This window comes from Cytobacillus sp. NCCP-133 (genome assembly GCF_026011715.1).
Lineage (GTDB): Bacteria > Bacillota > Bacilli > Bacillales > Cytobacillaceae > Cytobacillus.
This window is the reverse complement of the sequence record NZ_BRVM01000034.1, coordinates 1-21,202: the sequence shown is the minus strand read 5'-3', so window position 1 is coordinate 21,202 and position 21,202 is coordinate 1. Positions and strand designations below refer to the sequence as shown.

Annotated in this window: 20 protein-coding genes, 2 tRNA genes and 1 pseudogene; 3 read left to right on the top strand and 20 right to left on the bottom strand. The window is 38.6% G+C overall.

Annotated features, from left to right (window positions below; genetic code table 11):
• Positions 1-98: 98 nt before the first annotated feature.
• The 10 genes and pseudogenes from NCCP133_RS20950 to groES form a co-directional block, all read right to left on the bottom strand.
• Positions 99-932, bottom strand: coding sequence for a DegV family protein (locus NCCP133_RS20950; protein ID WP_264807177.1), 834 nt, complete (start codon positions 930-932; stop codon positions 99-101).
• Between the two features lie 592 nt (positions 933-1,524).
• Positions 1,525-2,668 (bottom strand): annotated as a pseudogene (locus tag NCCP133_RS20945) (IS110 family transposase).
• Positions 2,669-2,953: 285 nt separating this feature from the next.
• The gene (locus NCCP133_RS20940) at positions 2,954-4,309 is read right to left on the bottom strand and encodes an MATE family efflux transporter (protein ID WP_264807176.1); all 1,356 of its coding nucleotides are present in this window, start codon (positions 4,307-4,309) and stop codon (positions 2,954-2,956) included.
• 92 nt (positions 4,310-4,401) lie between these two features.
• Positions 4,402-5,271, bottom strand: coding sequence for a nickel import ATP-binding protein NikE (gene nikE / locus NCCP133_RS20935; protein ID WP_264807175.1), 870 nt, complete (start codon positions 5,269-5,271; stop codon positions 4,402-4,404).
• A 34-nt stretch (positions 5,272-5,305) separates the two neighbouring features.
• The gene (locus NCCP133_RS20930) at positions 5,306-6,136 is read right to left on the bottom strand and encodes an ABC transporter ATP-binding protein (protein WP_264807174.1); all 831 of its coding nucleotides are present in this window, start codon (positions 6,134-6,136) and stop codon (positions 5,306-5,308) included.
• Between the two features lie 18 nt (positions 6,137-6,154).
• Positions 6,155-6,985 carry a nickel ABC transporter permease subunit NikC gene (nikC, locus tag NCCP133_RS20925; RefSeq protein ID WP_264807173.1) on the bottom strand — a complete coding sequence of 277 codons (831 nt, stop codon included), beginning with the start codon at positions 6,983-6,985 and terminating at the stop codon, positions 6,155-6,157.
• Positions 6,982-7,926 (bottom strand): nickel ABC transporter permease subunit NikB, encoded by a 945-nt coding sequence (gene nikB, locus NCCP133_RS20920; RefSeq protein WP_264807179.1) that lies wholly within the window; start codon positions 7,924-7,926, stop codon positions 6,982-6,984. The genes nikC and nikB overlap by 4 nt, the downstream gene beginning before the upstream one ends.
• 18 nt (positions 7,927-7,944) lie before the next feature.
• Positions 7,945-9,576: a nickel ABC transporter substrate-binding protein gene (gene nikA, locus NCCP133_RS20915; RefSeq protein ID WP_264807172.1), complete on the bottom strand. Its 1,632-nt coding sequence runs from the start codon at positions 9,574-9,576 to the stop codon at positions 7,945-7,947.
• Between the two features lie 361 nt (positions 9,577-9,937).
• Positions 9,938-11,569: a chaperonin GroEL gene (gene groL / locus NCCP133_RS20910; protein ID WP_264807171.1), complete on the bottom strand. Its 1,632-nt coding sequence runs from the start codon at positions 11,567-11,569 to the stop codon at positions 9,938-9,940.
• Positions 11,570-11,630: 61 nt separating this feature from the next.
• The gene (gene groES, locus NCCP133_RS20905) at positions 11,631-11,915 is read right to left on the bottom strand and encodes a co-chaperone GroES (protein ID WP_264807170.1); all 285 of its coding nucleotides are present in this window, start codon (positions 11,913-11,915) and stop codon (positions 11,631-11,633) included.
• Positions 11,916-12,228: 313 nt separating this feature from the next.
• Here groES and NCCP133_RS20900 point away from each other — a divergent pair, with 313 nt between their 5' ends.
• A complete protein-coding gene (locus NCCP133_RS20900; RefSeq protein ID WP_264807169.1) occupies positions 12,229-12,960 on the top strand; it encodes a CPBP family intramembrane glutamic endopeptidase in 732 nt (243 codons plus the stop codon).
• 142 nt (positions 12,961-13,102) lie between these two features.
• Positions 13,103-13,306, top strand: a complete 204-nt coding sequence (locus NCCP133_RS20895) for a YdiK family protein (protein WP_264807168.1) — start codon at positions 13,103-13,105, stop codon at positions 13,304-13,306.
• Between the two features lie 22 nt (positions 13,307-13,328).
• Here the strand turns inward: NCCP133_RS20895 and tatC are convergent, their stop codons facing one another.
• From tatC to moaC, 4 genes are all read right to left on the bottom strand, one after another.
• On the bottom strand, positions 13,329-14,084 hold the full coding sequence (gene tatC / locus NCCP133_RS20890; RefSeq protein ID WP_264807167.1) for a twin-arginine translocase subunit TatC: 756 nt from the start codon (positions 14,082-14,084) through the stop codon (positions 13,329-13,331).
• A 16-nt stretch (positions 14,085-14,100) separates the two neighbouring features.
• Positions 14,101-14,271, bottom strand: a complete 171-nt coding sequence (gene tatA, locus NCCP133_RS20885; protein ID WP_026582802.1) for a twin-arginine translocase TatA/TatE family subunit — start codon at positions 14,269-14,271, stop codon at positions 14,101-14,103.
• 75 nt (positions 14,272-14,346) lie between these two features.
• Complete coding sequence (locus NCCP133_RS20880) at positions 14,347-14,991, bottom strand: redox-sensing transcriptional repressor Rex (RefSeq protein ID WP_264807166.1); 645 nt, start codon at positions 14,989-14,991, stop codon at positions 14,347-14,349.
• Positions 14,992-15,016: 25 nt separating this feature from the next.
• Positions 15,017-15,499, bottom strand: coding sequence for a cyclic pyranopterin monophosphate synthase MoaC (gene moaC / locus NCCP133_RS20875; protein WP_264807165.1), 483 nt, complete (start codon positions 15,497-15,499; stop codon positions 15,017-15,019).
• A 265-nt stretch (positions 15,500-15,764) separates the two neighbouring features.
• On the opposite strand from moaC, the gene NCCP133_RS20870 reads away from it, so the two are divergent.
• Positions 15,765-17,687 (top strand): ABC-F family ATP-binding cassette domain-containing protein, encoded by a 1,923-nt coding sequence (locus tag NCCP133_RS20870; RefSeq protein ID WP_264807164.1) that lies wholly within the window; start codon positions 15,765-15,767, stop codon positions 17,685-17,687.
• Positions 17,688-17,915: 228 nt separating this feature from the next.
• Here NCCP133_RS20870 and tsaD read toward each other — a convergent pair whose 3' ends face one another.
• The 6 genes from tsaD to NCCP133_RS20840 all read right to left on the bottom strand — a co-directional run bounded on the left by tsaD (position 17,916) and on the right by NCCP133_RS20840 (position 20,911).
• On the bottom strand, positions 17,916-18,944 hold the full coding sequence (tsaD, locus tag NCCP133_RS20865; protein WP_331491101.1) for a tRNA (adenosine(37)-N6)-threonylcarbamoyltransferase complex transferase subunit TsaD: 1,029 nt from the start codon (positions 18,942-18,944) through the stop codon (positions 17,916-17,918).
• Positions 18,944-19,393: a ribosomal protein S18-alanine N-acetyltransferase gene (gene rimI, locus NCCP133_RS20860; protein ID WP_264807163.1), complete on the bottom strand. Its 450-nt coding sequence runs from the start codon at positions 19,391-19,393 to the stop codon at positions 18,944-18,946. Before rimI ends, tsaD begins: the two co-directional genes overlap by 1 nt.
• An 18-nt stretch (positions 19,394-19,411) precedes the next feature.
• On the bottom strand, positions 19,412-20,116 hold the full coding sequence (gene tsaB / locus NCCP133_RS20855; RefSeq protein ID WP_264807162.1) for a tRNA (adenosine(37)-N6)-threonylcarbamoyltransferase complex dimerization subunit type 1 TsaB: 705 nt from the start codon (positions 20,114-20,116) through the stop codon (positions 19,412-19,414).
• Positions 20,113-20,568 carry a tRNA (adenosine(37)-N6)-threonylcarbamoyltransferase complex ATPase subunit type 1 TsaE gene (gene tsaE / locus NCCP133_RS20850; protein WP_264807161.1) on the bottom strand — a complete coding sequence of 152 codons (456 nt, stop codon included), beginning with the start codon at positions 20,566-20,568 and terminating at the stop codon, positions 20,113-20,115. Before tsaE ends, tsaB begins: the two co-directional genes overlap by 4 nt.
• Before the next feature lie 189 nt (positions 20,569-20,757).
• A tRNA-Asp gene (locus tag NCCP133_RS20845) sits at positions 20,758-20,834 on the bottom strand.
• A gap of 3 nt (positions 20,835-20,837) precedes the next feature.
• Positions 20,838-20,911, bottom strand: a tRNA-Met gene (locus tag NCCP133_RS20840).
• Positions 20,912-21,202 lie beyond the last annotated feature (291 nt).

Here is a 21,202-nt window from a genome sequence, read left to right as displayed (position 1 = left end):
AAAATCCTCCTTAGCAAAAATTATTTATCCTAATTCTCGCCAAGGAGGATTGCTTTCATACTTATTTACACAACATTTTCCGCACTGTTAATTGATTATTAGTAAAAGCAGACTATAGTACCTCCTTTTCCTGCGTAGGTACCCATTGTAGCGCCCATATAATTTACTATTATTTCTCTAGGTTTATATCGTTTCTCTATTTCAGTCTTCAAATATTCAACATCTTGGAAATTACCAGTATGGGTAATCCCTATAACTGTTTCAGAAAAGTCGGCTTTCCGTTCTCCAATAATATCTATAGCTCTTTTAAAAAACCTTTTGTTTCCGCGTATTTTTTCAAGGACCTCTATTTTCCCTTCAATTCCTTCTAATATAACTTTTATATTTAGGACTTTAGCGATAGAACCTTGAAATCTGCTTAATCTTCCACCTTTCACAACATTTTCTATCGTATCTAATAGTATTAAAATATTCATTTTATCTCTGATCTTTTCAAGCTCCTGAATAATATCTTCAAAGGTCCAGCCCTTTTCTTCCAGTTCCACAGCTTTTAATATTTGCAGACCATGTCCTAAAGAACCGCCTAACGTATCAAATATTGTTACATTAGTATTCGATAGCTCTTTTCCAAGACAGGCTGATTGATAAGTACCACTAAGCCCCGAGGAAATAGTAAAGCAAAGCATTTCATCTTCATCATTTTTGGCCAATTCAGTAAATAATTCAGCAAAATCAGCAGGTGAAGGCTGAGAAGTTTTTGGAAGTTCATTACTTGCAAACATCTTTTGGTAGAATTCATGAGGTGCTAAGCTTATTCCCTCTAGATATTCTGTTCCTCCTATTTGGACTGATAAAGGTACAACATGAATATTATATTTTTCTAATAAGTCTTTTGGTAAGTCAGCAGAACTATCAGTAATTATTTGAACCACACTTTTTCCCCCTATTCTATATATTGTAAATCTTTTATTTGTCATAACCTATTTGTATTATAATCCACTTCTGCATTATACCAATACTAATATAAGATTAGGGATCTGACAGAGTTTTAAAAGTTTCCATTATCTTTTTACCTAAAAGAAGGTTTATATCCACTTTTAAAAAGAGTAAACAAAGAGGCTTCTCAATAGTTGAATTAACTATTGAGAAGCCTCAATTATATTACATTATACTGGCATTTCACGGTTTGAGGGCGTTATTACATCATGCCGCCCTAAGGTGAGAGTGTGTAATATCTTTAACTTAGTGTGCAAGAGTGCGGTATATTAAGGTTTTGCTAAATTTTATCTGTCACATCTTTAACGTAGATTTTTCTTTTTTTACTGGATTGCGTTAGCAAAATATTAGCATTTTATAAGTGTTTTTTCTGTGAAAAGGGCGGGAATTAGAATTAAGATCCTGACGTAACTATAGTGCGTAGAATTTGGATTTTGGAGATATTTCCTTAAATGAGGCAATACAAAAGATAACTATTGAATTTTCTAATTTTTCAATAGCTCGAAGTATATCCAATTTAGAAAGTGGCTAGGATAGTAATTTTGAATATTCAATGAATGGCTGTTTTCCATTCAATATATGATAGATGATTTTCAACGTTTTATGCGCAATAGCGTTAGTGCTTTCTTCTTTCCTCGTCGAGCTGCCAGTGACCAATACTTACTTGCCAACCATGTGTTTTTTGTCCTTGAGATTGCCCATGCCACTTCACATAATGTTGATTTTATGTGTGGATTCCCTTTGGTTGTTCGGGTGCTTTTTTTTTACCGGCACTTTCGTGATTTCCAGGTGCTAACCCTGCCCATGATGCTAGGTGTTGTGCTGTAGGAAATTGACTCATTTCAATGCCAATTTAGGCAATAATACTCGCGACAGTGTTTTCTTTTACCCCAGGAATGGTTAACAATAAATCGACATGCTCCTTATAAGGAATCAATAACTCTCGGATTTGTTTTTCAAGCTGTTCTAATTGTTCCTCTAGGAAAATGATGTGATTCCAAGATTGGCGGATTAAAAACATTTGGTGCGTATTAAGTGTTCCAAATAGAGAATCTGAAATCTGTTGGGCTTTCGGCATCATTTTTAGATGAATAGTTTCTTGCACATCTTTTGGATCTACATAACCTTGATCAACGAGTTTAGAAAGAAGTTTTCGTCCTGAGACTCCAAAAACATCAGAAATAACAGAGCCTAATTTAATATTTGAGCACTATAACGTCTTTTGGATCCGGTTTTTCTCAGCAGTTATATTTCCAATCCATTTCTTACGTAATCTTGTTAAATCCCGGAGTTCTAGAATGTCTGTTGGGGGTACAAAGCTTTTTTCAATTAATCCATGTTGAAGCAACTTCGCAATCCATTCTGCATCAGCAACGTCCGTTTTTCGCCCAGGTACATTCTTAATTCGTTGTGCATTGGCTAAAGTAATATCAAAGTAGTCTTCAATGATATTAAAAATAGGCTTCCAATAGATACCTGTACTCTCCAGTGCAACGTGAGTTACGTTACATTGTTCAAGCCATTTAAGTAATTCATACAAATCTTTTGTCATTGTCGGAAAGGATCGGGTCTCAGTAACGGAACTTCCATCTACTTCTTCTCGAATGACACAAGCAACAATCTCTTTCTGATGAACATCTAAACCAGCACAATTTTTTAATAGTACGTCCATATAACACCATCCCTAATTGAATTAACAAACAGTGGAAAAGATTGTACTTCGGCATTTTTCTATACGTGATCCAAGCAAAGCTTGGTCAACAAGGCGGTGTGCAACAATCTATTCCTTACAGTTTTTATGACAGGGTTTACCCACCATTAAAAACCACGTACTTGCCTGTTTGTTGTAATATCAGTTATGGTCAGATTGCAAAAAATTAACCCCCATTTTCATTAGGGGATGTGAGTAAAAAAATCATGTTCGTTTTTATTTACTAAGGCAATCGAGTTCTAGAGTCTAGTTTTTGTTTATAAATTTTTCACGAGTTAATTTTGGAACAAATAACGATAAAAAGAAAGATCGGGATAAACTAAATACGACAAACGCTAACCATAATCCATGATTTTGATATTGAGGTACAAACAACCAAAGCACAATGAAAAAGACCATCAATGATAAAGCAATGGAGTCCCGGATAGATTTTGCTTCAGTAGCACCAGAAAAAATTCCTTCTAGTTGCAAACCCCAGAAACCGAAAATTGGAAACACAAGCATCCATACTAGGAAGTTCTCTGACATAGTTTTTACTTCGGTAATTGTCGTAAATGAGGCGACTATATTGTCTCCGAAAATTAGTATGCTTAAACTCAAAAGAATGGCCGACCCCAATCCCCACTGAGCGGAAAGTGTAAACGCACGCTTATAAAGAAATTGATTTGCTCCACCTATAGATCTACCGACCAAGATACTAGAAGCATTCGCGAAACCACCAAATAAATAAGCTATAATATAGTGAATTTGTAAAAGAATTGCATTGGCCGCTAACGTCACTTCGCCCATATTTGCTCCTATAGAAGTAAAAGTTACGGTCATTGTAAGCAAACATACAGTCCTAAGGAATAAATCCCGGTTCATTTTCATCATCTTTCGAACCGGTTTTGTCTCTAGCAACATCGATAACTTTATACCTGCTAGTCTCTCCTTGTTCGTCAAAAACAGGAGCCATGCCCCTAACACAACAGCACTAACCTCAGCTATAAGAGTTGCATAAGCAACGCCCTTAACTCCCAAGCCTAATCCTAAAACAAACACAAGGTCTAATATAATATTTAAAGCATTCATCCATATTTGAGTAGCTAAGGCTAAGCGAACCTTTCCCATTCCAATAAGCCAACCAATAATAACATAGCTTAGTAGAATAAAAGGGGATCCCCAAATTCGAATAGAAAAATAGGTGGCAGCAAAGGATGATACCGCTTCACTTCCTCCAATTATTGATAAGGCAATGGTTAAAACGGGTTTCTGTAAAATAATAAAAAACAAGCCAAACAAAATAGCCAAAATCATTGGCCTTAGAAAGGATAGAGTCATTTCAGTTTGATTATTTGCTCCTTGTGCCTGAGCAGTAAATCCACTTGTACTCACGCGGAGGAATCCAAGTAGCCAGTACATCGTATTAAAGATAACAGCCCCAACAGCCACTCCACCAATTGATGCCGGGTCAGGAATTCTTCCTATCACTGCTGTATCTACAGCTCCTAAAATAGGTGTCGAAATTCCTGAAATAATGAGTGGAATAGCCAACACTAAATATTCCTTATGGCTATAGGATGGAGCGTTATTTAAGACCATTGAATCTGTTGCCAATTTCATAAATTCCTCCTACTTTAATCATTGAAGCTACATTGTCTAATCCCTTTCATTATGTAGAAAAAGACAGGTTTCCCTGTCCCTACTAATATATCTTACCTTTTTCTTTCATCTTTAAGATGTTCTTCACCTAGTGAAATTTGTTTTTTAACCAAGGTTTGCCTTTGTAAGGTACGAAAGCGTGGGTGTTCCGCCAGGATGGAGTCTCTTAATCGTTTAACGACAGGGTGTTTCGAGGAAAAAAATTGGTCTTTTGAATCGTAAAGCTCAATCAATTCCCCTTTTTCAAGTACTCCGATTTGATCAGAAATTGAAAAGGCTGCTTTGATATCGTGTGTAATAAATAGATAGGATAAACCATAGTCATCCTTTAGTTCGCTTAATAATTCTAAAATTAAGCTTTGTGTAACCATGTCTAAACTACTAACTGATTCATCAAGGACAATTAACTTCGGTTTTAGAGCAATTGCTCTAGCAATATTTATCCTTTGTAATTGTCCACCACTAAATTGATGCGGGTATTTGTTTAAATCTTTTTTATTTAAGCCTACTCTTTCTAATAGTTCAATAACCTTTTTTCTTTGCTCTCCTACAGTTAGCTTTTCATAATTCTCTAATGGTTCGCTTATAATACGTTCAGCTGTCATTCGGGGGTTAACTGCTGAAAATGAGTCCTGAAAAACAACTTGGAGATTACGACGTATTTGTTGTTTGGTAGCTTTATTCGCATGGAATATGTCATGTCCTTGAAACAAAACCTGACCTTGCTGTGGGCGTTGAATTCCTAAAACTACTTTCCCTAAGGTACTTTTACCTGCTCCACTTGTACCAATTAATCCCAAACACGATCCTTCTTCTATAGTAAAGGAAATCTCATTGAGAATCTTATTTGTTTGATCATTCCCTTTAAAAAGCTTTTTAGAATTATAGCTAAAGCTTACTTGTTTTGCCTGTAATAAGCTCAATGGTTTCCCCCCTTGGGATCATTTGATTTGCTAGTTACAACATATAGGTGTAGGGTTGTTTCTGAGAATATAAGGTCGGTCTTGTCCTTAATAGCTTCTTCGTGTACTCATGTTGCGGAGCATCAAATAAATCTAACACATTTGCAGACTCTACTATTCTCCCATTTTGCATCACGATTACATCATCAGCTAGCTCTGAAATTACCCCAAGATCATGAGAAATAAGTAAAATAGATGTACCATACTCAGAACGAACCTTATCTAATAGACGAAGGACTAATAATTGGCTATGAAGATCAAGTGCTGTAGAGGGTTCATCTGCAATAATAACGGAGGGTTGTAAGCATGCAGCCATGGAAATCATCACTCGTTGAAGCATACCCCCACTTAATTGAAAAGGATAGTTTTTTAACAATTTATCGGGATTCGGCAAATCTACACTTTCCATCACTTCAATCGCAAGCTCTTTTGCTTGCTTTTTATTTAAAAAGGTATGAGATTTGATTGTTTCAATAAACTGATGGCCAATCGTAAAAACGGGAGTAAATGCATTCATCGGATTTTGCATAATGAAAGCAATATCCTTCCCTCGAATTTTCCGTATTTCTCTGTTCTCTAAACCATTCAATTCCTTACCATGCAGTGTAATGCTTCCTCTGATATCCATATTCTTTTTATCATGCAGCTGTACAATCGACATACTTGTAACGGTTTTACCACTACCGCTTTCCCCCACAAGACCTAGAATTTTACCTTTATTCATTTCAAAATTAATATTCTGAACTAGTGTGGAAAAACCTTCTTGGGTTCTTACTTGTACATGTAAGCCTCTGACACTTAGAATATTTTGATCTTTCGTCTCCATTATTTATCATCCTTTTTATTAGCGGCGTTTAACCTCAAACCGTTCTGATAGCGCTTCTCCTAATAAATTAAAGGAAACAACAACTAACATAATCATTAAACCCGGATAAATCATTAATGCTGGATTCGTTCTGATATATGACTTCCCTTCATGAATCATCGCTCCCCACTCAGGTGTAGGGGGTTGCACACCAAGGCCTAAGAAGGACATGGATGATAAATTCATAATTGCCCAACCCATTTCTAATGTACCCATTACCGCTAATGAAGGAAGAACATTAGGAATAATATGTTTCTTCATAATAGTCCAAGTAGACGAACCACTGATTTTAGCTGCAGTAATATAGTTCTGTTCTTTTAAGCTTAGAACCATTCCTCGTATGACCCTTGCGTAATAAACCCACTGCACGACAATTAATCCTAAAACAACTTGTTTAAGCCCCGCTCCCCAAATACCAACAAAACCAAGAACAAACAAAAGACTTGGGATCGCCATAAGACCATCACCGAGTCTCATTAACAATTGATCAACCCAACCACCTATATACCCAGCAATGATTCCAATGATCAAACCAATACTTAAAGCTGAAACAAAAATCAGCATAGCAAATCCTAGCGAAATTCGTGCCCCATATAGGATACGTGAAAGTGTACATCGGCCTAAATGATCTGTTCCAAACGGGTAAATTAAAGAAGGCTTCTGTAGTTTATGAGCTAAATTTACAACGACTGGGTCGTTAGGTGCCAACCACGGAGCAAATAATGCCATTAAAAATAATACACACAGGATAGAGGAACATATGACAATCACTTTTTGACTTTTTAATATACTACGAATCCTTGCTGTCATTGAAGCTGCCTTCCTTTTCTGGAAATACGTGGGTCAATATACATTTGGATAAGATCAACAATTAAATTGCTTATAAGGAATATTCCTGCTGCTAATAGCACATAGCCTTGAATAACAGGAACATCACGATTAAAAATAGCCTCAATAAAATACCGTCCAAATCCTGGCCACGAAAAGACTGCCTCGACAATAATAGCTCCAGTCATTAAGTTTCCTAAATTCATTCCAAGCCCAGTAATCATAGGAGAAATAGCAATTCTTAATACATGCTTTCCCATTATGATCCTTTCATGGATTCCTCTCGTCCTCGCAAAAAGAACATAAGGCTCTTGTAAATTTTCAAGAACACTTGCACGTAACAGGCGAGTATATAAAGCGATTAAAGGAAAAGCCAAAGTAACTGAAGGTAAGATTAAATGCTTCCAAGTTCCCGTACCTTCTACTGGAAAAAGGTCTAGTTTAACAGAAAAGAAAAAAATAAATAGATAGCCAAGCCAAAAGGAAGGGATGGATGCCCCTATAAATGAGAGGAATCGACTAAAATTGTCGATTACACTGTTCTTCCTTATACCAGCTAAAAACCCAATAGGGACACTTACTAGAATTGCAATCAATAGACTGCCTATAGTTAACTGAATAGTTGCTGGCATTCTTGCGGTTATCTCTTCCCATACAGGTTTATTCGTAACATAAGATATGCCAAAGTCCAATTGGCATATCTTAATAAGGGCATTTACATATTGGATTAAGAGAGGTTGATCTAAGCCCAACTCATGTCTTTTTTGTTCCAACATCTCATCTGTTGCTTGGATATGTGCTGCAGTAAAGTATGCTTCAGCTGGATCCACTGGTGATGAGTGAATCATACCAAATATTAGCAAAGTAGCCAAAAGAAAAATTGGAATGATGGTGATTATTCTTTTAAAGACATAACTACCCATGAATACCTCTCCTGTCAATTACTCGTTTACACTAATTCCTGTAAATGGGTGTTCATCTCTGTTAGCAGGGAATGTGAATTCAGAAATATCCTTTTGATAGACTGCTATTTGCCTTAGATATGAAATCGGAACGATAGCACCTTGCTCTTGCAATGAACTTAAAATAGCTGTATAAAGTTGTTGGCGCTCATTTTCATCCGTTGTTTGAAGAACTTGAGCAATCTGATTAAATAACTCTTCTTTATTCGGATAAGCCGAAATGGTTTCAATAAATCCAAATCCTTCTGTAATAACACCATTGACAAAAGAATGTGGGTCGTACGGCGCACCAAAATTACTATAGAAATTCATATCGAAATCATTTGCTTTAAATCTCTCAACTTGAGTTGGAAGCTCGACTCCGACAATATTCAATTTAACACCTAATCCTGCCCACTCAGACTGTAATGTTTCAGCCATCATCTTTTGGACGGATTCTGCCGAGTTAAACATTAACTCAACCTCAAGTGGCTGCCCATCTTTTTCACGAGTCGTTTTACCTTCTGGCAACACCCATCCTGCTTCATCCAATAATTGTTTCGCTTTTTCGACATCATAATCAACTGTGTTTGCAGCAATTTCCGAAGTATACGGAAAGCTTGTAGGTAAGATAAAATCTGCCTTCTCTTCTAAACCAGATGTTACGCCTTTAACTAATGCTTCTTTATTGAACCCGTAATGTAATGCTTGACGAACGCGCTCATCTGAAAGTTGTTCCTTATTCGTGTTCATTAATAGCTGTCTCGTTGCGACTGGTTCTGAAATGCTAGTTTCATAATTATTAGTGGATGCTAATTGGTTAAAAGAATCTATACTGATGACTCCCTCACCATATACAAGATCTACATCCCCTTTTTCAAATGCTAGTACACGTGTTTCAGCGTCAGGAATGACTTTAACATGGATTTTCTCAACACTTGGGATTTCTCCCCAATAGTTTTCATTACGTTTGAATATAGCAAACTCATCAACTTTATATTCTTCTAACACCCAAGGACCAGTACCTACAGGTTTAGCTATACCTTTTGAGGTATCTCCGTTTTCAGGAAATCCTGCTTCACCTAGGAATCGTACAGGACGAACAACAGCTAATTCTTGAATAGTCGGGTAATAAGGCTCTGTTAGAGTAAGTTTGAAAGTATACTCATCCATAACCTCTGTTTGAGCGATTTTTGGAATAAATCCTAACCAACTATGAAAATCTAAATTACCTAATATCGCATCAAAATTTTTTTTAACTACTTCAGCATTAAAATCTGTACCATCAGAAAATTTCACACCTTGACGTAAATTAAATACATATTCCTTTCCATCTTCAGATATTTCCCAAGTTTCAGCTAAATGTCCTTTAAGTTCTCCACCTGCTTGGTAACTAACTAATGGTTCATATATCATAGATTGAGCAAATAGCTGATTTGGGTTGTATAAATGCGGATTCATTTCACCTACATCTCTCGGCCAAGCAAAAGTAATTGTATTGCTACTTTCACTGGTAGCATTCTCACTTGAATTGTCTACTGATTCACTTGAACAACCAAGTACAGCCATAGATAAAATAAGAACCAATACACACATATGTAACATTCGTTTTTTAAGTATTAGGTTTGTCATAAGACTCGTTCCTCCTAGTTGATAATGAAAACTATTATCAATAGTAGAGTATGAGAGTTTGAATGTCAATATGATTTTGCACTTCTTAACAGATTATGCAAATATAGTGATGCAAATATTTTATTCAAATGTGGCTCTATCATTTTATGGTTTGAGCTTCTTAATTTTACCAGGTTGTTTGCCGCTTCTTAAGAAAGAAATCGTTATTTATTAATTATCCCCATTGGTAACAAACATAATGAAAAGAGACTTCTCAAAAGTTTAAACAACTACTGAGAAGCCTCTTTTAATTTACATTATGTTAGCATTTTGTTAGCAAATCACTCAAAAATCCTTGTACTTCAAGGTTTCGAGGGGCTTATTACATCATGCCGCCCATTCCACCCATGCCGCCCATGTCAGGCATTGCAGGGCCAGCATTTTCTTCTGGCTTGTCAGCCACAACTGCTTCAGTTGTTAGGAACATAGCCGCAACAGATCCAGCATTTTGAAGAGCTGAACGAGTTACTTTCGTTGGGTCAACGATACCAGCTTCGATCATGTTTACCCACTCGCCAGTAGCAGCGTTAAAGCCTGTTCCAACTCCTTCGCGCTTTAAGCGGTCAACAATAACAGAACCTTCAAGACCTGCATTGTGTGCAATTGTACGTACAGGCTCTTCCATCGCACGTAATACGATGTTGATTCCTGTAGCTTCATCGCCTTCAGCTTGAATAGCAGCAACTTTGTTGTATACGTTTAGAAGGGCAACGCCACCACCGGAAACGATACCTTCTTCTACAGCAGCACGTGTAGAGTTAAGAGCGTCTTCAATGCGAAGCTTGCGTTCTTTCAATTCAGTTTCAGTAGCAGCTCCAACTTTAACCACTGCCACACCGCCAGCCAGCTTAGCTAGACGCTCTTGTAATTTCTCGCGGTCAAATTCAGAAGTAGTTTCTTCCATTTGAGTGCGGATTTGGTTCACACGTCCTCCGATTTGCGCAGTGTCTCCAGCACCTTCAATGATCGTTGTGTTTTCTTTTGTAACAACCACTTTAGAAGCGCGTCCTAAAGCGTCAATAGTAGTGGACTTAAGGTCACGTCCAAGCTCTTCAGTGATTACTTCACCGCCAGTTAGGATGGCAATATCTTCTAACATAGCTTTGCGGCGGTCACCGAAGCCAGGAGCTTTAACAGCAACGGCATTGAACGTTCCGCGAAGCTTGTTAACTACTAATGTAGCAAGCGCTTCACCTTCAACGTCTTCTGCTACAAGCAATAATGGCTTGCCTTGCTGCACAACTTGTTCAAGAACAGGAAGGATTTCCTGGATATTTGTAATCTTCTTGTCAGTGATTAAGATATAAGGGCTTTCAAGAACCGCTTCCATCTTATCAGAATCTGTAACCATGTATGGAGAAGCATATCCACGGTCGAACTGCATACCTTCTACCACATCAAGTTCAGTAGTGAAGCCTTTAGATTCTTCAATTGTAATAACGCCGTCGTTTCCAACTCGCTCCATAGCTTCAGCAATTATTTGGCCAACTTCATTGTCAGCTGCAGAAATCGCCGCAACCTGTGCGATCGATTCTTTGTTTTCAATAGGCTTTGAAATAGCTTTTAACTCTTCAACAGCAGTCACCACTGCCTTTTCGATCCCTTTGCGGATACCCATTGGGTTAGCCCCGGCAGTTACGTTCTTAAGTCCTTCAAGGATCATTGCCTGTGCAAGAACAGTTGCAGTTGTAGTACCATCACCGGCAACATCATTTGTTTTGCTTGCTACTTCGGCAACAAGCTTTGCACCCATATTTTCAAAAGCATCTTCAAGTTCGATTTCTTTTGCAATCGTTACACCATCATTAGTGATTAATGGAGAACCGAATTTTTTCTCAAGAACCACGTTGCGTCCTTTTGGTCCAAGAGTAACTTTTACCGCATTTGCAAGGGAATCCACACCGCGAAGCATTGCGCGGCGAGCTTCTTCACTAAATTTAATCTCTTTAGCCATTGATAAAAACCTCCTCAAAAATTTTAACTTTATCTTTTAGTAATCTTCGTCTGATCAGCGATTAGCCAATTATAGCAAGAATGTCATTTTCGCGTAAAATTAAGTATTCTTTGCCTTCGTACTTTACTTCAGTACCGGCATATTTTGAGAAAATAATGCGATCGCCGTCAGCAACCTCAAGATCAACACGCTCACCATTTTCAAGAACGCGGCCAGTTCCAACAGCTACAACTTTACCTTCTTGAGGCTTTTCTTTAGCAGTATCCGGCAGTACGATGCCGCTTGCAGTTTTTTCTTCAGTTTCAACAAGCTCGATAATAATTCGATCACCTAGTGGCTTTAACAAGTGAAACAACCTCCTCAAATAATATGTAAATATTTTTATTTATTAGCACTCTCTCCAATTGAGTGCTAACACAATTATTATATTAATGAATCTCCATTCTATTTGCAAGGGTGAAGCTTAATTTTTTTTAAAAAATTGCACCTGCAATAACCGGCTATTTTTCGGCAAATACATTTTTTACCTATGCTTCATTCTCAGTATCTTTAGTCACTAAATAACTTTCATACATCTGAGATTTGAAACCTCCTCCTCATTAAGAGTAAAATGGCTGTAGTAGATACTTTTCAACCATACACGTTAAGGAGTAAACATTTTGAAGAAAGAATACTGGATTATTTTAATAGTCTATATTGCCATGCAGCTATCAAGTTTGTTTGGGGTTCCGCTCGTATTGTTTATAGGAGGCGCATTTGGACAGAATCCTGAGAATATGCAAATCTTAGCTGTGGCCTACTGGCTCGTGTTCAGTTTTACGATTACGCTCATCATAACGCTTCTGCTGCTGCGAAAAGAAATGAAGAGAGGCTTGGAGAGGGATGCTTCCTCTGCAGCAAGCTCAGTGGGCTGGGCCATTGGCGGCATATTTTTGGCGTTAATCGCTCAAGCTACAGCTGCAAGCATCGAAAACATGATTGGCATTGAAATGGGATCGGAAAACACACAGCAAATTATCCGTATCATCGAAGCATCACCAATCGTCATCCTGATTAGTTCCGTTGTTGGGCCTATCCTTGAGGAAATCGTCTTCCGGAAGGTTATCTTCGGTTCTCTTCATAAACGATTCAATTTCTTCGTTTCCGCCTTGATCAGTTCTGTCATTTTTGCTCTTGCACACTTTGAACCAGAACATATTCTTTTATATTCAGCCATGGGCTTTACCTTCGCGTTTCTCTATGTAAAAACAAAACGGATTATCGTCCCGATTTTTGCCCATGTATCTATGAATACGCTCGTTGCACTCATCCAGCTTAATCAGGAGAACCTGGAAAAATGGATGAAAGAGATGGAAAATATTCAAAGCTTTATCAGCTTAATCGCAGCCTAACCGATAGTAGGCAAACATGATATTATGACATGGGTTTAAATACGGCACATGTTGAGAACTGTCGTAAAGGCCTGATAGTTCAAGCACTCAGCGAAGAAAATCGCTTTACTGAAGGTAAGTTTCACTATATTGGAGGATTTTAATGAGAAGTACACCATTGTTATCGGGCATCGTTTACATCCTACTTGGATGCCTTTTTACCTTTATCGCCATTCAAAATATACAGCGTGAAGAAACTTGGGGATTTTTCACTTATTTCCTGATTATTATTGCTACATTCGATATCGGCACAGGCCTGCGAATGATTGGTCTCCACATAAGGTTAAAAAAAGCAAACAAAAAATGAGCCTGCAACAAGGCTCATTTTTTTATGATTGTTTATTTTCTAATTCTTGCAGTTTCTCTGCTTCCAATACTTTCTTATAAGAAATGCGAGAGATAAAAATGCTGACTTCATATAAAAGCAGCAGCGGAAAAGTCACCATTAAATGGGATAAAAGGTCAGGCGGTGTTATGAAAGCTGCAATGACCACTAACACAAAGTAGGCATACTTTCGTATCTTCACCAGATATGCAGGCGAAACAATTCCCAGCCTTGTTAAAAACATCACCACAACTGGCAGCTGGAACAGCACTCCAAATGGAATAGTGAGCTGAAAAAGGAATTGAAAGTATTCATTTATCCCAATTACCTGGTTAATATCCAGGCGGTTGGCGATGGAAGTCATGAACTCGACCACAAGTGGAAACAGAATAAAATAGGCAAATGCAATACCGCCAACAAATAAAAGAACGGAAACAGGGATATAGCTAAGTGTTACTTTCCGCTCTTTTTCTAATAATCCCGGGCTGATAAATGCCCATAGCTGAAATAAAATCACTGGTAATGTAATAATAAAAGCAATCAGAAAAGCAAACTGCATATAGACTTTGATTGGATCTGTTAATCGGAAAGCATTCATCGTCAATTCCTTCGCTTCATCCGCTTTCTGTAAAAAAACAATCAGCGGTTCCGCAAGAAAGAAGCTACCTATGACAGCAATAACGAAAACGCTGACCGAAATGACGATTCTTTTTCTTAGTTCGCCAATATGTTCATAAACCGTCATATCATTATGACTCATAATTATTCATCCTATCTTACTTAGCATCTTTTTTATCGTCATCGTCCGCTAAGCCTTTTGCTGCGTTTTTAAATTCACGTAACGTATTCCCCGCTGCTCTTCCTAATTCCGGAAGTTTCTTTGGGCCGAAAATGACTAATGCAATCAAAATAATAAGTATGAGGCTTCCAGGTCCTAAATTCATCATTGCCGCACACCTCCCACTACCTATAATAGCGAATCTTAGACTTTCTTCAACTGTTTTCTATTGGAATGAAGAATGTTACTTTTCAACCGGGTAATTTTTAATAAAATATACAAGAGATTGCAATTCAACAGCCAAGTCAATATGGTGGATCCGAATGGAGGATGGCACCGACAGCCTCGCAGGCGTAAAATTCAAGATGCCTTTAATATTAGCTTTCATCAACCGATCTGTAATACCCTGGGCAGGAGGAGCAGGCACGGTTAGAATAGCAACTTGAATATCATTTTCTTCAATAACCTTTTCCAATTCTTCCATATAAAAAACAGGAACATCCCCTATTTTTGTACCCACCTTATTTTCATCTACATCAAATGCAACTTCTATCTTTGTATTATTATTTTTAAGAAAATTATAATTTAGAAAAGCTGTGCCTAAATTACCTACTCCAACTAAGGCTACTTTTGTGAGCTCATCCTGATCAAGCGTTTTTCGGAAAAAGGTCAGCAGATAATTCACATTGTACCCATAACCCTTTTTGCCTAAGGCGCCAAAGTAAGAAAAGTCCCGGCGGATTGTTGCGGAATCAACCTTTACCGATTCACTCAATTCAGCTGAAGAAACTCGCTGTTTCCCTGAAGAGTGGAGGTTTTTTAAAAAACGATAATATAGAGGCAGCCTTTTAGCAGTTGCCTGCGGTATTTTCATTGGTTCATTGGCCATTCGTTCATCTCCGTCCTGTGCTGTATTAATCTCTTTTAAAATCTCCGTTTTTTCCGCCTGTTTTTTCAACTAAGAAAGTGGGACCAATTATCATCCCTTTGTCTACTGCTTTACACATATCATATACGGTTAATGCACAAACAGAAGCAGCTGTTAACGCTTCCATTTCCACACCTGTATTTCCTTTCGTCTTTACCGATGCAGTAATGAGAAGAACATATTCTTCTTCTCCTATATTCCATGAAAAAGAAAGATCTACGCCAGTCAGCGGCAGCGGATGGCACATCGGAATAATGTCCCAGGTCTTCTTGCTGGCCATAATTCCGGCAACTTGTGCAACTGCAAGCACATCCCCTTTTTTTATGGAATTTGACGTAATTTTCTCATATATTTCTCTATTAACAGTTATGCTTGACTGGGCAGCAGCTGTACGCGCTGTTTCAGGCTTATCGCTTACATCCACCATTTTAGCTCTTCCTTCTTGATTAAAATGGGTTAAATCCGCCATAAAAACACACCTCTCTCCAAAATCATACACTATTTTTTCACATCTTTGTACGAGCTTTGTACGTTTCTTCACATATTTTCTTTGTGTACGCTAAAATTCTCTCCCTATCTCATACAGGACAGAATATCTGGTTCTATGACGCTTAAAAAAGGGAATCCTTTATGATGCTAATTAATATCTAAAGCTTTACTGATGTAAATCTCACTTTATTGCCGAAGATATATGAATGAGTTACACTTACTCTATACTATAGAGGTGAAAAATAATGATTCTTTTACAAGTAAACCAGCTATCGAAAAATTTTGCTGCTGATCCTATTTTAACGAATATAAAGCTTGAAGTACAAACCCGGGACAGGATTGCCCTAGTTGGACGAAATGGAGCAGGAAAATCCACCCTTTTAAAAATAATTGCCGGCCAAATGACTTATGACTCCGGTGATATCATAAAACCAAAAGAAGTAACGATTGGGTATCTGGCACAAAATACAGGACTTGAATCCGATCTCTCCATTTGGGATGAAATGCTAACTGTGTTTGAACATTTACAAAAAAAGGAAAAACAACTTCACAGGCTGGAAGATCAAATGTCAGATCCTGACGCAATGAATAATCCGGAAGCCTATGAGCGAATTTTAAAAGAGTACGACAAACTGCAGGTAGAATTCAAAGAAAATGGCGGCTATCAGTATGAAGCGGATATCCGCTCGATTCTTCATGGACTAAACTTTAGGCATTTCAGTTATGATACAAAGATTTCGTCGCTTAGCGGCGGCCAGCGGACAAGGCTCGCTCTCGGAAAATTGCTGCTCACAAAGCCTGATATCCTCATCTTGGACGAGCCCACAAACCATTTGGATATTGAAACATTATCATGGCTGGAACAATACTTACAGAGCTATGATGGAGCTATTCTAATTGTTTCCCATGACCGCTATTTCCTGGATAAGGTTGTCTCGCAGGTTTATGAGATTTCAAGGCACCAAATCCGAAAATATCTTGGAAACTATAGCTCCTATTTAGACCAAAAAGCTGCCAACTTTGAAAGGGATATGAAACAGTTCGAGAAACAGCAGGAGGAAATTGCTAAGCTTCAGGATTTTATCCAGCGTAACCTTGCCCGTGCCTCTACAACTAAACGGGCCCAAAGCCGCAGAAAGCAGCTTGCAAAGATGGAAGTGATGGATAAGCCGCTTGGTGACGAAAAATCAGCTTCATTCGGCTTTGAGATTAACAGACAATCCGGCAATGAGGTCTTAAATATAAACTCGCTAGCTGCTGGATATGAGGAGAAGATTACTGACAATATTTCCTTCCGCCTTGTTCGAGGAGACAGCATTGCACTTGTTGGTCCAAATGGAATTGGGAAATCTACTTTGCTAAAAACAATGGTAAAAAAGATTCCTGCTCTTTCCGGAGAGATACTTTACGGTTCCAATGTATCAATCGGATACTATGATCAGGAACAGGCTGAGCTTACCAGCAAAAAACGTGTTCTAAATGAATTGTGGGATGAATATCCGCTGAAGCCGGAAAAAGAGATTCGTACCATTCTTGGAAATTTTCTTTTTTCCGGAGATGATGTTCTTAAGACTGTTTCTACCCTTAGCGGCGGTGAAAAAGCCCGTCTGGCGCTGGCCAAGCTAATGTTGCAAAAAGCAAACTTCTTAATCCTGGATGAACCTACAAATCATTTAGACCTGGATAGCAAAGAAATCTTGGAAAATGCATTGATCGATTATCCAGGGACGATTCTGTTCGTTTCCCATGACCGATATTTTATCAACAGGATAGCCACAAAGGTGATTGAGCTTTCCAGCAATGGAGCAACTGAATACCTTGGCGATTATGACTACTTTATTGAAAAGAAACAAGAGCAAGAAGAGCTGCAGGCCTTCAATCAGCATGAACATGCACAGTCAGAACTGCCTGCAAAGCAGGAGAAACATAATTATCATCTAGATAAAGAAGCAAAAAAGCTCGAAAGGCAAAGAAAAAGAAGGATGGAAGAAATCGAAAAGCTTATAGAAAAACTTGAAATGCAGACTAAAGAATTTGACCAGCTTCTCTGTGATCCCGAAGTTTATCAGGACCACGAAAAGGTATTAGAAATAACGAAAAAAAATGACGAAGTTAAATTAAAACTTGAAGACTTAATGGAAGAATGGACGAATTTAGCAGATGAATAATATTTAAAAACTCATAACTTTTTGGCTGGCAGGATAGTTACTGCCAGTCCTTTTTATTATCCACAAAAATAACCACAAACAATAGCTGGTAATGTCCGGTCTCCACATGGTTTTCCACATTATCCACAAAAATACGGTGATTTATCCACATTATCAACATAAAATTCAGAATATATTAATCTTATCCACAAAAAAACTCCCCGGAACATCCAGGGATTCTTTCCTATGTTACTTATAATTGTGGATAGTAATATCCAGGCCTGGATTTCCATTCAAATCCAAACCTGACTGATGACCTTTTTCAAATAAAATACTGCCTGCTGCTCCTATCATAGCAGCATTATCTGTACAGAGAGACAGTGGAGGAATAGTTAATTTTATTTCAGGATTCTGTGCAAACTTATCCTCCAATGCGGACCGTAACCCTTTATTAGCGGCAACTCCTCCTGCCAGCAGAAGCTGCTTTACCTTGTATTCCTCTACGGCTCTTTCTGTTTTTGTCACAAGAACATCTATTACACTTTGCTGAAAGCTTGCTGCGAGATCTTCAGGTACAATCTTTTTCCCCCGCTGTTCAGCATTGTGGACTGTGTTTATAACTGCTGATTTTAACCCGCTGAAACTAAAGTCATATGATCCCTCTTCCAGCCAGGCTCTCGGTAATTTGATCGAAGGTTTTCCTTCATGAGCAAGCCTATCTATATGAGGTCCCCCAGGATAAGGAAGGTCCAATATCCTTGCTACCTTATCATACGCCTCCCCTGCAGCATCATCCCTTGTTTCGCCAATTACTTCAAAATGGCCATGTTCCTTCATATATACAAGTTCAGTATGGCCCCCTGACACCACAAGCGAGAGCAAAGGAAATTGCATTTCCTCAACCAATCGATTCGCATAAATATGTCCTGCAATATGATGTACGCCTACAAGAGGGATCCCATGAGCAAAGGCAATTGCTTTTGCGGCATTTACACCAATCAGCAGCGCTCCTACAAGACCGGGGCCTTCAGTTACAGCTATAGCAGAAAGGCCAGAATAGGTGATTCCTGCCTGTTTTAATGCTTCTTCCAATACAATTGTGATTTGTTCGACATGGTGGCGGGATGCAATTTCCGGGACTACCCCCCCAAATCTCTTATGGCTCTCGATTTGCGAGGCCACAATATTTGCTGCAATTTCCCGCCCATTTTTAATAATGGCAACTGCTGTTTCATCGCAGCTTGTCTCGATTCCCATAATCCATTGGTCTTGTTTAATCATAAATTCACCCACATTACTAAAGCATCCTCTTGATTATCAGTATAATAGTTTTTTCGAATAGCTCCATCTCGGAAGCCTAGTTTTCGATATAAGCCCTGTGCCATGAAATTCGATATCCTGACTTCAAGAGTCATGGTTTTGGCTCCCATTTCAACAGCTACCTCCATTACCTTCCGCATTAAAGCTTCTCCCAGCTTCTTGCCGCGGTAATCGGGCAAAAGTGCGACGTTAGTGATATGAGCTTCATCCACCACAATCCAGACTCCGCAGTAGCCTATCACTCGATCCCCTTCCTCTATTACTACATACACCGCAAACTGATTTTGTGTTAATTCGTTATAAAAGGCTTCCCTGCTCCAAGGAGTAGCAAACGATATATGTTCGATTTTCAGAACTTCATCTATATCCTGCTCATTCATAAAACGGAAAATTAAGGATTTATTCATACTTTCGCTTCCTTATCACTATAGCTTTTTTTCTTTTTTCACTTCAAGCCAATTTGCCTCTGCTTCTGCAAGACGAATATAGTTTGGAACAAAAGAGTGGATTTCTTCACCCTCACGGTCTCTGCCTAATAATGCTAGTTCAGCTGGCCTTGGATTATGTTCAGTGAGTGCGGCAAATATAGCTTGATTTTTGAGTGTTTCTTCTAATACAGCCCTATGTATGGGCAGGTCATTTCCTATGAAGAGTACCTTCTCGTTTTGTTCAGAAAGCTTTGCAGCCCAATCCTTTGAAAGAAGGAGCTGGTCTTTTAAAAGAGAAACCAGGCTGCCTTCTTTATATTGATACAGCCCCGTGTAGATTTGCCCTCTTCTGGCATCAAATAAAGGAGCGATTACACCATTAAAATATCTTCCTGCACTTGCAGCAAAAATCTCCAAACTTGATATTCCCACTAGCGGCTTATTTAATGTCCATGCAAGCGTTTTAGCGATCGTGACACCGATCCGAACACCCGTATAAGAACCTGGCCCTTTGGCAACTACAATTTTATCCAAGTCGGCAGGTTTGACATCACAATCATTCATTAACATATCAATGGCTGGCATTACCCGGATTGAATGATTTTTCTTTACATTTGTAATGTACTCGCCTATAACCTTTTCTTCATCCAGGAGAGCCACTCCCAAAGGATAATTGGATGTATCAATGGATAGAACCTTCATGACAAAAACTCCTTACATAATACCTCATATCTTTTTCCTTTCGGCTCTAAAACAAGCTTTCTTGAACCGTTTTCCCCCAAATATAAATAAATGGTTAATAACTCATCAGGAAGCTGATCATCAATTAGATGAGCCCATTCTACAACTGTGACCCCATTGCCTTCAAAATATTCATCAAATCCCAGATCTTCAAATGAATCTTCCATCCTATATACATCCATATGGTAGAGCGGGAGCCTTCCCTGATATTCTTTGATTATTGTAAAAGTGGGGCTATTTACATTTCTCGTTATGCCAAGCCCCTGTGCCAGTCCCTTTGTGAATGTTGTTTTGCCTGCACCTAAATCCCCTTCCAGTGCAAGAACATCTCCCGGCTGAAGTATGCTGCCCAACCGTTTAGAAAAATTCATTGTATCCTCTGGCTGATTTGAGATAAACTCAAACTGACTCATATTATTTCATCACCTTTAATGGTTTAATCTGCATATGAAAAAAAATCCTTAGGATAAATCCTAAGGAGAATAATCTATTTGTAGTGTACATCATTTTAATTCATTGGGCAAAGCCTGCTGGACTCTCATAAATTTTGAGCATAAAAAAAGACGAAACCTTGTTTCGCTTTTAGAAAATGAATATTAAAATGGCGGTCCGGACGGGACTCGAACCCGCGACCTCCTGCGTGACAGGCAGGCATTCTAACCAACTGAACTACCGGACCAGATTGCGGGGGCAGGATTTGAACCTGCGACCTTCGGGTTATGAGCCCGACGAGCTACCGGACTGCTCCACCCCGCGATAATAGTATTTATGTGATTTTCTGTATGCTCACATCTGGCATTTCATCTCGCAGCTTATTCAATGAAGTACCGCCCCGATTTCAGAAAGTTTACTCAAGCAGCAGCTCAATCGGTGCGCTGAAGAGTTTTCTCTGAAGCTAATTCGGACGTGCTCCACCCCGCGATAATAGTATTTATGTGATTTTCTGTATGCTCACATACGCATAAAGACTATTGCTTTGTCTTCGCCTGGCAGCGTCCTACTCTCACAAGGGGACAGCCCCTAACTACCATCGGCGCTGAGAAGCTT

Excerpts from the sequence above, each read along its gene's own strand:
- NCCP133_RS20940 (WP_264807176.1), bottom strand. The coding sequence starts at position 4,309 with ATGAAATTGGCAACAGATTCAATGGTCTTAAATAACGCTCCATCCTAT.
- NCCP133_RS20930 (WP_264807174.1), bottom strand. The coding sequence starts at position 6,136 with ATGGAGACGAAAGATCAAAATATTCTAAGTGTCAGAGGCTTACATGTA.
- nikC (WP_264807173.1), bottom strand. The coding sequence starts at position 6,985 with ATGACAGCAAGGATTCGTAGTATATTAAAAAGTCAAAAAGTGATTGTC.
- nikB (WP_264807179.1), bottom strand. The coding sequence starts at position 7,926 with ATGGGTAGTTATGTCTTTAAAAGAATAATCACCATCATTCCAATTTTT.
- nikA (WP_264807172.1), bottom strand. The coding sequence starts at position 9,576 with ATGACAAACCTAATACTTAAAAAACGAATGTTACATATGTGTGTATTG.
- groL (WP_264807171.1), bottom strand. The coding sequence starts at position 11,569 with ATGGCTAAAGAGATTAAATTTAGTGAAGAAGCTCGCCGCGCAATGCTT.
- NCCP133_RS20895 (WP_264807168.1), top strand. The coding sequence starts at position 13,103 with ATGAGAAGTACACCATTGTTATCGGGCATCGTTTACATCCTACTTGGA.
- tatC (WP_264807167.1), bottom strand. The coding sequence starts at position 14,084 with ATGAGTCATAATGATATGACGGTTTATGAACATATTGGCGAACTAAGA.
- tatA (WP_026582802.1), bottom strand. The coding sequence starts at position 14,271 with ATGATGAATTTAGGACCTGGAAGCCTCATACTTATTATTTTGATTGCA.
- NCCP133_RS20880 (WP_264807166.1), bottom strand. The coding sequence starts at position 14,991 with ATGGCCAATGAACCAATGAAAATACCGCAGGCAACTGCTAAAAGGCTG.
- moaC (WP_264807165.1), bottom strand. The coding sequence starts at position 15,499 with ATGGCGGATTTAACCCATTTTAATCAAGAAGGAAGAGCTAAAATGGTG.
- NCCP133_RS20870 (WP_264807164.1), top strand. The coding sequence starts at position 15,765 with ATGATTCTTTTACAAGTAAACCAGCTATCGAAAAATTTTGCTGCTGAT.
- rimI (WP_264807163.1), bottom strand. The coding sequence starts at position 19,393 with ATGAATAAATCCTTAATTTTCCGTTTTATGAATGAGCAGGATATAGAT.
- tsaB (WP_264807162.1), bottom strand. The coding sequence starts at position 20,116 with ATGAAGGTTCTATCCATTGATACATCCAATTATCCTTTGGGAGTGGCT.
- tsaE (WP_264807161.1), bottom strand. The coding sequence starts at position 20,568 with ATGAGTCAGTTTGAGTTTATCTCAAATCAGCCAGAGGATACAATGAAT.